General features: G+C 50.1%; 8 protein-coding genes, 1 tRNA gene and 2 rRNA genes (1 of these 11 only partly in view). 10 read left to right on the top strand and 1 reads right to left on the bottom strand.

What is annotated here, in order from left to right; all coding sequences use genetic code 11:
• Both ACJJI5_RS21440 and rrf read left to right on the top strand, forming a co-directional pair.
• Positions 1–2,802 (top strand): 23S ribosomal RNA (locus ACJJI5_RS21440) (it extends 80 nt beyond the left edge of the window).
• Positions 2,803–3,005: 203 nt separating this feature from the next.
• Positions 3,006–3,121 (top strand): 5S ribosomal RNA (gene rrf, locus ACJJI5_RS21435).
• A 775-nt stretch (positions 3,122–3,896) separates the two neighbouring features.
• Here the strand turns inward: rrf and ACJJI5_RS21430 are convergent.
• Positions 3,897–4,856, bottom strand: a complete 960-nt coding sequence (locus tag ACJJI5_RS21430; protein WP_445355126.1) for a hypothetical protein — start codon at positions 4,854–4,856, stop codon at positions 3,897–3,899.
• A gap of 136 nt (positions 4,857–4,992) precedes the next feature.
• Between ACJJI5_RS21430 and ACJJI5_RS21425 the strand changes: the two genes are divergently transcribed.
• From ACJJI5_RS21425 to ACJJI5_RS21390, 8 genes are all read left to right on the top strand, one after another.
• Complete coding sequence (locus ACJJI5_RS21425; protein ID WP_445355125.1) at positions 4,993–6,459, top strand: alpha/beta fold hydrolase; 1,467 nt, start codon at positions 4,993–4,995, stop codon at positions 6,457–6,459.
• Positions 6,456–7,193 carry an ABC transporter ATP-binding protein gene (locus ACJJI5_RS21420; protein ID WP_444895289.1) on the top strand — a complete coding sequence of 246 codons (738 nt, stop codon included), beginning with the start codon at positions 6,456–6,458 and terminating at the stop codon, positions 7,191–7,193. The genes ACJJI5_RS21425 and ACJJI5_RS21420 overlap by 4 nt, the downstream gene beginning before the upstream one ends.
• The gene (locus ACJJI5_RS21415; RefSeq protein WP_444895288.1) at positions 7,190–8,380 is read left to right on the top strand and encodes an ABC transporter permease; all 1,191 of its coding nucleotides are present in this window, start codon (positions 7,190–7,192) and stop codon (positions 8,378–8,380) included. Before ACJJI5_RS21420 ends, ACJJI5_RS21415 begins: the two co-directional genes overlap by 4 nt.
• Positions 8,381–8,407: 27 nt before the next feature.
• Complete coding sequence (gene alr / locus ACJJI5_RS21410; RefSeq protein WP_444895287.1) at positions 8,408–9,520, top strand: alanine racemase; 1,113 nt, start codon at positions 8,408–8,410, stop codon at positions 9,518–9,520.
• 5 nt (positions 9,521–9,525) lie between these two features.
• Positions 9,526–10,527 (top strand): bifunctional biotin--[acetyl-CoA-carboxylase] ligase/biotin operon repressor BirA, encoded by a 1,002-nt coding sequence (gene birA, locus ACJJI5_RS21405; RefSeq protein ID WP_445355124.1) that lies wholly within the window; start codon positions 9,526–9,528, stop codon positions 10,525–10,527.
• Complete coding sequence (locus tag ACJJI5_RS21400) at positions 10,524–11,261, top strand: type III pantothenate kinase (protein WP_413664281.1); 738 nt, start codon at positions 10,524–10,526, stop codon at positions 11,259–11,261. The genes birA and ACJJI5_RS21400 overlap by 4 nt, the downstream gene beginning before the upstream one ends.
• Positions 11,262–11,275: 14 nt before the next feature.
• The gene (locus ACJJI5_RS21395) at positions 11,276–11,965 is read left to right on the top strand and encodes an SPOR domain-containing protein (RefSeq protein ID WP_413664282.1); all 690 of its coding nucleotides are present in this window, start codon (positions 11,276–11,278) and stop codon (positions 11,963–11,965) included.
• A gap of 192 nt (positions 11,966–12,157) precedes the next feature.
• Positions 12,158–12,233 (top strand) — tRNA-Thr (locus ACJJI5_RS21390).
• Positions 12,234–12,290: the final 57 nt, after the last annotated feature.

Here is a 12,290-nt window from a genome sequence, read left to right as displayed (position 1 = left end):
GGGAGCTGGCACACAAGCTTTGATCCTAGAATGTCCGAATGGGGAAACCCACTCCTTTTAGGAGTATCCATAACTGAATACATAGGTTATGGAGGCGAACCCGGGGAACTGAAACATCTAAGTACCCGGAGGAAAAGAAATCAACCGAGATTCCCTTAGTAGCGGCGAGCGAACGGGGATTAGCCCTTAAGCTCTTTATGTTTTAGTGGAAGGTTCTGGAAAGTACCGCGATACAGGGTGATAGCCCCGTACACGAAAAGGCATTTAGAGTGAAATCGAGTAGGTCGGGACACGTGTTATCTTGACTGAATATGGGGGGACCATCCTCCAAGGCTAAATACTCCCAGCTGACCGATAGTGAACCAGTACCGTGAGGGAAAGGCGAAAAGAACCCCGGAGAGGGGAGTGAAATAGAACCTGAAACCGTATACGTACAAGCAGTAGGAGCCCTTCGGGGTGACTGCGTACCTTTTGTATAATGGGTCAGCGACTTATTGTCTGTAGCAAGGTTAACCGCTTAGGGGAGCCGTAGAGAAATCGAGTCTTAATAGGGCGTTTAGTTGCAGGCAATAGACCCGAAACCCGGCGATCTATCCATGGGCAGGTTGAAGGTTGAGTAACATCAACTGGAGGACCGAACCCACTAATGTTGAAAAATTAGGGGATGACCTGTGGATCGGAGTGAAAGGCTAATCAAGCCGGGAGATAGCTGGTTCTCCTCGAAAGCTATTTAGGTAGCGCCTCGCGTCTCACCCTCGGGGGTAGAGCACTGTTTGGGCTAGGGGGTCATCCCGACTTACCAACCCCATGCAAACTCCGAATACCGAGGAGTGCAATCGCGGGAGACACACGGCGGGTGCTAACGTCCGTCGTGGAAAGGGAAACAACCCAGACCGCCAGCTAAGGTCCCAAATATCAGTTAAGTGGGAAACGATGTGGGAAGGCCCAGACAGCTAGGAGGTTGGCTTAGAAGCAGCCATCCTTTAAAGAAAGCGTAATAGCTCACTAGTCGAGTCGGCCTGCGCGGAAGATATACCGGGGCTCAAACTGATAACCGAAGCTGCGGATGCTCTTAGGAGCATGGTAGAGGAGCGTTGTGTAAGCCGTTGAAGGTGGATCGGGAGGTCTGCTGGAGGTATCACAAGTGCGAATGCTGACATGAGTAACGATAAGGGAGGTGAAAAACCTCCCCGCCGGAAGACCAAGGGTTCCTGTCCAACGCTAATCGGGACAGGGTTAGTCGACCCCTAAGGCGAGGGCGAAAGCCGTAGTCGATGGGAAACAGGTTAATATTCCTGTACTCGCTATTACTGCGACGGAGTGACGGAGAAGGCTAGGCCGGCATGGCGATTGGTTGTCCATGTTTAAGGTTGTAGGCTGGGGACTTAGGCAAATCCGGGTCCCTAAGGCTGAGAACTGATGACGAAGCCCACTTAGTGGGTGAAGTGGTTGATGCCCTGCTTCCAGGAAAAACTTCTAAGCTTCAGGTAATAGTGAATCGTACTCTAAACCGACACAGGTGGTCAGGTAGAGAATACCAAGGCGCTTGAGAGAACTCTGGTGAAGGAACTAGGCAAAATGGTACCGTAACTTCGGGAGAAGGTACGCCGGTTTTGGTGATGGGACTTGCTCCCTAAGCTGAGGCCGGTCGAAGTGACCAGGTGGCTGCGACTGTTTATTAAAAACATAGCACTCTGCAAACTCGTAAGAGGACGTATAGGGTGTGACGCCTGCCCGGTGCCGGAAGGTTAATTGATGGGGTTAGCTTCGGCGAAGCTCTTGATCGAAGCCCCGGTAAACGGCGGCCGTAACTATAACGGTCCTAAGGTAGCGAAATTCCTTGTCGGGTAAGTTCCGACCTGCACGAATGGCGTAACGATGGCCACGCTGTCTCCACCAGAGACTCAGTGAAATTGAAATCGCTGTTAAGATGCAGTGTACCCGCGGCTAGACGGAAAGACCCCGTGAACCTTTACTACAGCTTTGCACTGAACTTTGAGCCTATTTGTGTAGGATAGGTGGGAGGCTTTGAAGCAGCGACGCTAGTTGTTGTGGAGCCGTCCTTGAAATACCACCCTGGTATGTTTGAGGTTCTAACTCTGGTCCGTTATCCGGATCGAGGACAGTGTATGGTGGGTAGTTTGACTGGGGCGGTCTCCTCCCAAAGAGTAACGGAGGAGTACGAAGGTGCACTCAGCATGGTCGGAAATCATGCAATGAGCATAATGGTATAAGTGCGCTTGACTGCGAGACAGACATGTCGAGCAGGTACGAAAGTAGGTCATAGTGATCCGGTGGTTCTGTATGGAAGGGCCATCGCTCAACGGATAAAAGGTACTCCGGGGATAACAGGCTGATACCGCCCAAGAGTTCACATCGACGGCGGTGTTTGGCACCTCGATGTCGGCTCATCACATCCTGGGGCTGAAGCCGGTCCCAAGGGTATGGCTGTTCGCCATTTAAAGTGGTACGCGAGCTGGGTTTAGAACGTCGTGAGACAGTTCGGTCCCTATCTGCCGTGGGCGTTGGAGATTTGAGAAGAGTTGCTCCTAGTACGAGAGGACCGGAGTGAACGAACCTCTGGTGTTCCGGTTGTCACGCCAGTGGCATTGCCGGGTAGCTATGTTCGGACGGGATAACCGCTGAAAGCATCTAAGCGGGAAGCCTCCTTCAAGATAAGATCTCCCTGAGGCCTTGAGCCTCCTGAAGGGCCGTGGAAGACTACCACGTTGATAGGCTGGGTGTGGAAGCGTTGTGAGGCGTTGAGCTAACCAGTACTAATTGCCCGTGCGGCTTGACCATACAACAGAGATGGTTACTAACGACTAGCTAAGCTAGCGGATTGTGAGTTAGAGACATACGATCGCTTGCGGTGTATTACTACAGATTGTTTTACCGACTTATTTGGGGTTATCGCCGGTCAATAATATGACCGAGGCAAACAGCGATAACGCGGCAGGCCAAGCACTTTGCTTATAAGACCAACGCCAACCCAAGCCAGTTTGCCTGACGACAATAGAGTTGTGGAACCACCTGATCCCTTGCCGAACTCAGAAGTGAAACGCAACATCGCCGATGGTAGTGTGGGGCTTCCCCATGTGAGAGTAGGTCATCGTCAGGCTTCTAATCCGAAAAGGGCCACCCAATAGGGTGGCCCTTTTTTTATGGCTGAAAAAATATTTTAAAAAACAAAAAAAACAAAAGACAAAAATAAGAAAGAGAAAGCAGAAAATATTTAGCAAAAATTAAATAGAAAAAATAAAAGTAACTCTGAAAAAATTTAATGCTTAACTTTCTATTTAAAAAATCAGTCAGTAAACAAAAAATAAAAACCTAAAATTACTTGAGCACCTTAAACAGACACTCTCCTAAAAAGCCTATAAAAATAGGTCTTTACCGATCTTCTCTCCAAACGCCTTTGCACTCACTCAAAAAATAATCCAACAAAAATAACCCGCGTAAAAACCAGAAAAGTACCCATACCACTCCCGCCAAAAATTAAAATTAGCCCATAAAAATATCGGTGATTTTTTAGTCTCTGCAGTGATCCCCTGTAACCACGGGGCCTGTAGCCCGTTTATTAAAGTTATGCACAACTCTATCCAGACTTTCTGTTAGTAACACCTGGCTGTGGAAATCCGCGCAAAAAGTGCTGCTTTTTTACCCGCCTTCAATAGAGCCAAGCAACCACGGGGCTGGCCGGGGATATCCCGGAGTTATACACAGCTCTATCCATGGTTTCTGTTGGTAACAAAGACGCCATAAAACGGACATCAGTTATTAACAGTGTTATGAGCGATAAATCTGTGGATTACTGCGGCTGATTGGTACGCCAGTATGCGAGAGAAGAAAAATTTGGGGATAAAAAAAGCCCCACCAGGTGGGGCTTGGGTGGGCTAGCAAGCAAAGGCGTTATCTGGAACGAGCTCAAAGTTCATATCATTCAAACTGAGGTCTTCCAGTGGAACCAGCTCGGCAGGGAGAGCAAAGCGTCGTGCGGCATTGTTCTGGTGCCAATCCAATACTTCAATGTCTGCTAACTCTTCTTGCTGTAGATCTTGTAAAAAGGTCTTCAGCTCAGAGGTGCTCGCAGTAATTAGCGACTGGTAGTCGTAGGTTCCCAATAGTTTAACGAAGCGGTATTCATCCGTGGCATCTTCAATACGCAGCCAGGCCTGCCCATTGGAATTACCATCCTCGCCGAGAATAACCGGACCTTGATCATCGTCGAATACTGGAATGAGCTGATAACCGGGAACAGGTAGTATTGTCCCCACCCATACCCAACCAGAGAGGCTGGTGCGGCTTAATTGCCATTCACAGAGCCATACCGTCTGATCATCGTCTATGCGAAATTCCCGGTACTCCCTTTGGCTTAAATAGTTGTCAAAGCTCACTTCGGCATTGGGGTTATCTTTACGAAAACTATGAAGCTGTTGTGTCATTTCATAGTTTACTTCCCAGTGCTTTTTCAAGCGCCACTGCATTGGGTATTGGCCCCATTCAACGATATATTCTTCGTGCTCGCGAACAGTTTCGACTACGCGCCAAAAGGCGCCGTCAATAAGAATGCAGGTATCCCCGAGCTTGCAGCCCGGAGCAATGATGCTGCATTCAGGTGAGGCTTCGGATGCACTCACTAAGTGTTCGCTACGCCCTTCAATAACGTCATACCAGGGAAATCCGTGACGCAATGGCGGCGGGAATGCCAATGGCGGCCGGCCGCCAAGTAATCGTCGGAAGAGAACCGATTTTTCAATTTCAAGATCAGAAAGTGTATAGCCTTCCTGTTGTGTGATTTGGCCCCAGGCAAAGGCGGCTCGGATTAGGTGTTTTTCTCGGTCTGAAAAGCTCATGGGTGCAATCATGGGCAAGTAAATAAGAAACCATACCACTGTGCAGGGGTGGGTGCTAATGCAAATGCAATTATCTGTCTTTTGTTGAATGGCGACATGTTGAAAATGGTTCGATACACTGGCTGGGATAAATTAGATGGATAGGGAGTTGTCAGTGGTTTGGATACAGAGGTTTGCGATCTTCGCGATCGGCTTGTTTATAGGGCTATCTCCAGCAGTTGCAGAGGAGAGAGAAGAGAGTAACTTCTCGCCCTGCTACCTGGACGGCTGGAGCCATGCTCTGCACTGTACAAAGATACCGGTTGGTGAAGGAGAAGCTGCAGTAGATCTAGCGGTAATGATAGCCCCAGCAGTTAATGACATTGGACTGGAGCCACTTTATTTACTGGCCGGTGGCCCCGGCCAGGCAGCCAGTTATCTGACCCCAATTCTAAATGCCTTATATAAAGTCAATCAGAGTAGGGCGATCGTTCTTGTCGATAGGCGCGGCTCGGGTTACTCGGCTGCATTTGATTGTGGGATCGACGGAGAAGTCCATATGGATCTGGAGGCGGTCACCGATCAATTCTCAACTTGCTACCTTGAAAACTCTTCCTTTGCGAAAGCCCTGCATAGCCGTCAAGCGGTTGATGATCTGGAGGAAGTGCGCCTCCAGTTGAGGCATAAAAAAATTGCTTTGTGGGGAGGTTCTTGGGGAACTCGCACAGCGCTTCTTTACCAGCAATGGTATCCCGAAAGTTTGAGTGTCCTGATCCTGGATGCCGTAGCCCCGATTGATTCAAAAGTTTTTCTTACTGCGCAAGCTGCTGAAAAGGCGCTGCTAAAATTGGAGAAAGACTGCAGTCAGGATCCGGTGTGCTCCGAATTTGGCGATTGGAGATCTGACCTGGATAGCTTGCTTAGGGACTGGGATGGAAGAGCATCGAATTTCCCGGACCCCCACTCTGGTCGCACAATGGAAACAAGTGTTCCCCGGAGCTTCATACAAAACCTGATAAGGACCGCGCTCTACACACCTGAAATGGCAGCGCAGTTACCATACGCTATTAGCCAGGCTGAGGAAGGTAATTATTTGCCGCTATCGGGATTGGCTGGACTTTTATCTGATGATGGAAGTATGTCTATGGGGCTCACCTTATCAGTTGCTTGCGCTGAAGAGTTAAATCGCACTACAGAGGAAGAGCTGGCTGCAGATATTCGCAATAGCTTTTTAGGTGATGCTTTTTTTGAGATTTTTGCTGAGGGTTGCAAGGTGTGGCCCGTATCTCCTATCACTTACGAAGTCCCGGAAGAAAGAAATCATCCTGTGTTAATTATTTCCGGGGAGGCTGACCCTATTACCCCACATTATTATGCTGAACAAAGCTTGGGGTATCTTTCAGAATTAACACAGGTAGTGGTTCCAGGTGGTGGGCATATCAATAGTATGCGCGGTTGTATACCAAAGCTAATAGATGATTTTCTAAAATCTCCACTTGCTTCTTTAGATAGTGATTGTATTGCGGATATTCAAAGACCACCTTTTATGGCGGGTGCTTTTGGACCTGAAATTGATAAAGCGGTATCCAGTGAGTTGCTATCGAGCCAAGGGGATAACAAATGATTGCTGTTAAATCTATTCACAAGCAATTCTCTGGAAAGAAAGTACTCAAAGACCTGAACTTCAATATACCTGATGGCCAAATAACCGCTTTGCTGGGGGCTAATGGAGCCGGTAAAACTACTTGCCTGAGAATTATAGCGGGGTTGGTAAAACCGGATGAAGGTACAGTATTTGTTAGTGGGCTTAATGTGGCCGAAAAGCCATTAGAAATAAAGCGGCAATTGGGCGTTGTCGGCGATCGTGAAGGCTTGTATGAACGACTTACTGTAGCGGAGTACTTATCATTTTTTGCCAGTGCGCAAGGATTATTTGGGGCAGAGCTTAAGCGCGCATTGAATTCTGTTCGAGAAGAGCTGGAATTAGAAGATTTGTGGCAACGTCGGACAAAAGGCTTTTCCCAGGGGGAGAGAATGAAAGTGTCGCTGGCGCGGGCACTAGTCCACCGGCCTACGCATTTGATACTAGATGAACCGACTCGCGGTCTTGATGTCCTTGCAGCGAGACTGCTGCGGAAAACACTTCTGCGGTTGCGCTCTGAGGGCGTAGCCATTTTATTTTCCAGCCATATTATGGCTGAAGTCACTGAGTTGTCAGATAGAGTGTTGGTGATGGCTAACGGTGCTATTGTCGACAGTGGTACCCCAGATGAGCTTGTAGAGCGCACAGGCTGTAAAAACCTGGAAGATAGTTTTGTCACTCTGGCTTACGGGGTTAAAGGGGAGGTGATGGCATGAAATTTTTAAACCTATTATTTACTCCCGCCATGTCTGCTCTTTTGAAAAAGGAGTTATTAGAGGTTTGGCGTGACCGGCGAGCACTGTATTTATCGTTGTTTTTTGCCATTTTATTTCCCGGAATGATCGCATCAATGACTCTGTTTATGTTTAAGTCCCAAGGAGAGAGGACATTTCAGCTAGCGTTGTTAGGCGGTCAGGATTTACCAGTATTGGAGCAGCAGCTGAGTAAAGGGCGGGTGGAACTGGATAGCCTGTCAGAAGGGGACCCGATGGCTTTACTTGATGAAGGTTACGATGCAGTTGTGAAAATTGACGAAGGCTTTTCTACCGATTATCGCAATTTCCGCAGCCCCAAGATTTATTTGTATGTTGATAGCTCCGATCGTTTCAGCGGGCAAGGCGCGAGCCATGTTCAACAAAAGCTGGGTGAGCTACAACAGCTCGTTATTCAACAAAGAATGGTCGCTAGGGGAGTCCCACTAAAAACAATGGCACCCTGGCAAGTACAGGTCAGGGATGTCAGTACCCCCTCTACCCGCAGTGCCTGGATTGTTGGTTCAATACCGGCACTCCTGATAATGACGCTGTTTATAGGTTGCTTGTCCTCGTCCATTGATGCCTCTGCCGGTGAGCGGGAGAGAATGAGTTTTGAGGTATTGCTGCAACAACCTCTGGCCGCCTGGCAGGTGGTCCTGGCCAAGGTGCTCGCTGTAGCCAGTATCAGTTGGTTATCTTCTATTCTTGCGTTAGTTTCGCTAATGGCTGTTTTTCCATTTTTGCCCTTGGCTGAAATGGGGATACAACATGCAACTACGCTAAGTGGAATGGTCGCTATGGCGCTTGCCCTGCTGCCATTGGCTCTATTGGTTGCTGTACTGCAAATATTGTTAGCGTTGCGTTCCCAGTCATTTAAAGATGCTCAAACTCAATTGAGTATATTGCAGATTTTACCTGTCACTATGTTGTTAATATTGGATATGTCATCCATAGAGCTAGAGGAACCTGTCTGGCAGTTGGTCCCGCTGGTCGCGCAACAGCAGTGGTTTAAGGCTCTACTGGTTGGGGATACGGTCTCCATATCACTAATGATCGCTGGCTCACTGGTCAGCCTTTTGTTGGTTGTTGGGTGTATATTAGGCGGTGCCCGAGCGCTGCAGCGAGAGAGTCTGCTCGGAGCTACCTAGCTTACTGATTTAGAGAGTTGTACTGGTATGAGTGACTTTCGTGAAGGGTTATTAAGTATCAACCTGAGGTCTATAGCAGATAACTATCAGGATCTGGCTAATCGCTTGAAAGCCGGCACCCGGTGCGGTGCTGTGGTTAAAGCGGATGCTTACGGCTTGGGAATGGCTCATGTTGCACCGGCGCTATACGCTCAGGGATGCCGCGATTTCTTTGTGGCCACCCAAGTCGAGGGGGAGCGCTTGCGCAGTGACCTCGGCAACGATGTGAATATAGTCATTTTTACCGGTGTCAGGCCTGGTGCTGAACTAGAGTGCGCTCGCGCGGGTTTGATCCCCACATTGTTTACTCTGGATCAATTGAAGAGCTGGGTTGAAATCTGCGAGAAAGCTCAGTTGGAGGCCCCTTGCGCCGTAAAAATTGATACCGGCATGACTCGGCTGGGATTGACCCCAGATGAGTTCGAATTGCTGCTCAAGGACCGCCCTCTCTTGGAGTCCGCCGATGTTCGGATGTTCTTCAGTCATCTTGCCTGTGCAGATCAGCCCCAGCATCCGCATAACAAGCTTCAGTTGAACGAGTTTAAGACCGCGGGCGATCGCTTGCGGGAACTGTGCCCGGATATTCAGCTCAGCCTTGCGAACTCATCCGGCATCTTTTTGGGTGAGGACTATCACTTTGATATTGCCCGACCGGGCTCCGCACTATACGGCCTTAACCCTGTCCCTGAGGCTGAAAACCCGATGCGTCCAACGGTGACTTTGGGCTTGCCAATTGTCCAAAAGCGCTATGTCAGTCAGTCCCGGTCTGTGGGGTATGGTGCGACCCAGGAAGTTCCCGGAGATAGTTGGCTTGCGGTAGCTCGGGGTGGATATGCCGATGGCATTATACGAGCCCAAGGGGGGCGGGGGCGCGGATGGGGGCACGGCCGCCCTCTGCCAATTGTCGGGCGTATATCAATGGACTCTACCACTTTCGATATTTCGGGTCTCAGCGAAGAGGAGCGGGACTCCCTTCAGTCGATCGAGATTCTCAATGACCAGCTTACGGTGGATGAGGTCGCTGGGTATGCCGGGACTATCGGTTATGAAGTCCTGACGAGCCTCGGGCATCGCTATGGCCGCCATTATGTAAAAGGTTGAACAAATTGCAGGACGTCGCCGCAAAAACACCATTAGAACAGCTTCGCCCGGTGCTGGAGCTGCTGGCGGATGGGGAAATACACTCGGGAGAATCCCTCGGGAATGCGCTTGGTGTCAGCCGAGCCGCTGTTTGGAAACAACTACAAAAGCTCGAGAGCTACGGCCTGACGCTTGAGTCTGCTAAGGGGCGAGGTTATCGCTTGCCGGGAGGTCTCGACTTGCTATCTGCGCAGACTGTTACCGCTCAGCTGGATGATTCAGCCCGAGCGCTACTGCGCGAGTTGCGGGTTTTTGATGAATTGAGTTCAACGAACTCGCTGTTACTGGAACGTTTTGAAGAAGGTAAGGGGCATGCTGTAGCGATTCTCGCCGAGCGGCAAAGTGCCGGTCGGGGTCGCCGTGGTCGCAATTGGGTCAGCCCGTATGCCACAAGTATCAGCCTCTCAGTGGGCTGGGAGTTTAATGGTGGTGTACTAAGCCTGGAGGGGTTGAGTCTTGCCGTCGGTGTTGCTGTGGCAAAAGCGCTCGAGCGTTTTTCTGTACCGGGCGTGCGCCTGAAGTGGCCAAATGATGTGTGGTGCCAGGGCCGTAAATTGGCCGGTGTATTACTTGAGCTAAAAGGGGATTTAACCGACCGCTGTTCAGTGGTTATCGGTATCGGGTTGAATAATGGTCTCAACGCAAAGACAGCAGAGGAGATTGATCAACCATGGGCAGATCTCCAGCAAGTCCGTCCTGGTATTGGCCGCAGTGAATTAACTGCGGCGATACTCAGCGAGCTGTTACCGATGCTGGAAACTTACCCGGAAGGGGGGTTCGCCACTTACCGGGAATCGTGGTCAACCCTAGACCAGTTTGCCGGGCAGCCAGTTCAGTTGCGGTCAGGTAATTTGAGCTGGGAAGGTGTTGCGGCCGGTGTCGATGAAAAAGGAGCCTTGTTACTCGACACTGATAAAGGGCAAAAGTCATTTCATGGGGGGGAAATCTCGTTGAGGGGGCAGGTGTGATTCTAGAGCTGGATGTCGGCAATACACGGGGTAAGTGGCGCTACCTGGTCGAAGGCGAGGTGATAGCCCGTGGTGATATCGAAACTGGGCAGTTGCGCCAGCAGGTTTTGCCTGAGGGTTGGGCAGACTTAACCCCCTACCGTTTTCGGGTAGTGAATGTCGCCGGTCCCGTTGTTGCTGAATTCTTGAGTCAGGTGGCCCGAGACCTGTTCACACTGGAGGCTGAATTCTCTGCAGTGGCACCTCAATGTGCCGGCGTTATCTGTGGGTATGAAGACCACTCCGCCCTGGGGGTGGATCGGTGGTTGGCAATGTTGGCGGCCTACCAGCAATCTCCCCGAGCATCATTAATTGTGGATTGCGGCAGTGCGGTCACCTTAGATTTGCTGGACAATAGCGGGCGCCACATTGGGGGATATATCGTTCCCGGTTTCGGATTGATGAATCGCGTTCTCAGTGTCGATACCCATGCAGCAAAGAGTCGTGAGGCACTGGCCCTGACAAAAACATTGGGCGCGGGACGCAATACCAATGAGGCGATAAACCGTGGCCTCTTGCTGATGGTGTTGGGTGCGGTTGATCGAGCAATGGAAGAATTGCAGGTCCACTCCGGTTCCCCCCCTTTATTGTGGTTAACCGGCGGGGATGCGCAGTTGCTTTCCGCAGTTTACCAGCACGAACATCGCCTGGTTCCCGATTTGGTGATGGATGGGTTGGCCCTTAGTAATCCATAAAAATTTACTCTGTTATGCGCTGGATAGCCCTTTCTTTAGTTGCCCTGAACGCTGTGCTTTTTGCCTGGTATATGTTGGTAGCGCCATCTCCGCAGTTAAGTAGCGGCAAGAGCCCGATCCCTCTCGAGTCGGAGGGAAAGAAAATTACCCTCGTTAGCGAAATATCCCCTGAAGAGCTGCCTGCTCCAGAGAAGGCTGGGGCACTGAGTAAGGAGTCCTTTGAGGTTGAGCAGCTTTGTACGCTGTTGGGGCCTTTCGCGGAGGAGTACCAGGGCGAGGATCTCTTGCAGCGAATCCGGTCCCTTCAGGTTAAAGCCGAACTGCGTGATATAGAAATGCAAGGGCAGATGCGCTACTGGGTATATCTGCCGCCACTGAGTTCGAGGCGGGAGGCCTACAATCGCTTGCGTGAACTACAGTCTCAGGGGATCGACAGCTATGTCATTCCCAAAGGCGCATTGGAAAATGGCATTTCATTTGGGATTTTCAGTGAGCGAGCCCGAGCTGAGTCCCATACCGCCGTTTTGAAGGAGAGGGGGGTTACCGCGCAGTTCAAGGAGGAGCCGCAAACCTATATGGAGCGGTGGATAGTTATGCCCCCTGGCAGCACAGAAAGTCTTGCAGAAGAATTTTGGCGACAACTGCAAAGTGAATACCCGGATCTGGATCGGCGCCCAAATCTTTGTTCTGAAGTACTTGGCTAACAAAAAAGCAGATTTATCAGAAAATCATCAGGTGGCGTCTCGAATCGCTGTTTTTTTCAACAAGTTGGAATAGGCGACATAAAAAATATGATTTATCTGCAAAAAGGGTGTTGCGTGTCGAGATAAGTTCCCATAGAATCCCGCCTCCATTGACGAGGGTGACATAACAACTTCGGCAATGAACGGGATAGGGCTGGCGTAGCTCAGTTGGTAGAGCAGCTGACTTGTAATCAGCCGGTCGGGGGTTCGACTCCTCTCGCCAGCTCCATTTTCATCCCGTTGCTGTCAAAATTAGGTTTCGCTGCTAAGTATGTGAAATTTAAAG

It is taken from the genome of Microbulbifer maximicatervae (SeqCode) (genome assembly GCF_052467955.1).
Note: the sequence above shows the minus strand (reverse complement) of the source record. Positions and strands in the feature narration are given on the sequence as shown.

What these genes read in the sequence shown, in the direction of transcription:
- ACJJI5_RS21430 (WP_445355126.1), bottom strand. Translation starts at nt 4,856, where the DNA reads ATGAGCTTTTCAGACCGAGAAAAACACCTAATCCGAGCCGCCTTTGCC.
- ACJJI5_RS21425 (WP_445355125.1), top strand. Translation starts at nt 4,993, where the DNA reads ATGGATAGGGAGTTGTCAGTGGTTTGGATACAGAGGTTTGCGATCTTC.
- ACJJI5_RS21420 (WP_444895289.1), top strand. Translation starts at nt 6,456, where the DNA reads ATGATTGCTGTTAAATCTATTCACAAGCAATTCTCTGGAAAGAAAGTA.
- ACJJI5_RS21415 (WP_444895288.1), top strand. Translation starts at nt 7,190, where the DNA reads ATGAAATTTTTAAACCTATTATTTACTCCCGCCATGTCTGCTCTTTTG.
- alr (WP_444895287.1), top strand. Translation starts at nt 8,408, where the DNA reads ATGAGTGACTTTCGTGAAGGGTTATTAAGTATCAACCTGAGGTCTATA.
- ACJJI5_RS21395 (WP_413664282.1), top strand. Translation starts at nt 11,276, where the DNA reads ATGCGCTGGATAGCCCTTTCTTTAGTTGCCCTGAACGCTGTGCTTTTT.